Source organism: Vibrio sp. 10N.222.48.A3, from assembly GCF_041475345.1.
GTDB classification, from domain to species: domain Bacteria; phylum Pseudomonadota; class Gammaproteobacteria; order Enterobacterales; family Vibrionaceae; genus Vibrio; species Vibrio tasmaniensis_A.
This window is the reverse complement of the sequence record NZ_JBFRVX010001601.1, coordinates 1-1,263: the sequence shown is the minus strand read 5'-3', so window position 1 is coordinate 1,263 and position 1,263 is coordinate 1. Positions and strand designations below refer to the sequence as shown.

Genomic DNA, 1,263 nt, shown 5'->3' with positions numbered 1-1,263 from the left:
AATACGCGCCGTCGAGATTGACTGGTACGGGTTCATGCGTTTTTGCTGAATTTAGCAGCAAAAAAGAAGCCGAATCAGTGCTAGAGCAACTGCCTGACACAGTTTCCGCGTTTGTCGCGAGAGGACGAAACATTTCGCCTTTAAAAGAAACTTTGGCTGAATACCAATCAGCCCACCCACAATCTATTTAAAACTGGACGCAACCCGAGGTTTCCACCGTGCCTGATATGAAGCTATTTGCTGGTAACGCAACACCTGAACTAGCCCAACGTATTGCTGATCGTCTATACATCTCTCTTGGAGATGCTACTGTAGACCGTTTTTCTGATGGCGAAGTCGCTGTACAAATCAATGAAAACGTTCGTGGTAGCGATGTATTCCTGATTCAATCAACTTGTGCACCAACCAATGACAACCTTATGGAATTGGTGGTAATGATTGACGCAATGCGCCGTGCTTCTGCTGGCCGTATTACTGCTGTAATCCCTTACTTCGGTTATGCCCGTCAAGATCGTCGTGTACGTTCTGCTCGTGTGCCTATTACTGCAAAAGTTGTTGCAGATTTCCTTTCTAACGTTGGTGTTGACCGCGTTTTGACTATCGACCTACACGCAGAGCAAATCCAAGGCTTCTTCGATGTACCTGTTGATAACATTTTCGGCACTCCAGTTCTTCTAGAAGACATGGCTAACCGTGGCCTAGAAAACCCAGTTGTGGTTTCTCCAGACCTTGGTGGTGTTGTACGTGCTCGTGCAACGGCTAAAGCGCTAGGTGATGTTGACATCGCTATCGTTGATAAGCGTCGTCCACGTGCTAACGTTTCTGAAGTAATGAACCTAATCGGTGATGTTGAAGGCCGTGACTGTGTTATCGTTGATGACATGATCGATACGGGTGGCACACTATGTAAAGCAGCTGAAGCGCTTAAAGAGCGCGGTGCTAAGCGTGTATTCGCTTACGCAACTCACGCTGTATTCTCTGGTACTGCTGCAGAAAACATCCGCAATTCAGTTCTAGACCAAGTTATTGTTACCGATTCAATCAAGCTTTCTCCAGAAATGGCCGCGACAGGTAAAGTAACTGAACTAAGCCTTTCTCGCATGCTTGCTGAAGCGATTCGTCGTATCAGCAACGAAGAGTCTATCTCTGCGATGTTCAACTAATCAAAGTTCTATAGCTTTGCTTTAGCAGAACAATCTGAAAAAGATATTAAGCACTTCATTCAATGAAGTGCTTTTTTTATATCTAATACCAATCACAGTA

The 1,263-nt window shown here is 45.1% G+C and carries 1 protein-coding gene and 1 pseudogene; both read left to right on the top strand.

From position 1 onward, the window contains the following. A pseudogene (locus tag AB4653_RS27960) lies at window positions 1-191 on the top strand (4-(cytidine 5'-diphospho)-2-C-methyl-D-erythritol kinase); the annotation flags it as partial. A 27-nt stretch (window positions 192-218) separates the two neighbouring features. Beyond that, on the top strand, window positions 219-1,163 hold the full coding sequence (locus AB4653_RS27955) for a ribose-phosphate pyrophosphokinase (RefSeq protein WP_012603389.1): 945 nt from the start codon (window positions 219-221) through the stop codon (window positions 1,161-1,163). Window positions 1,164-1,263 lie beyond the last annotated feature (100 nt).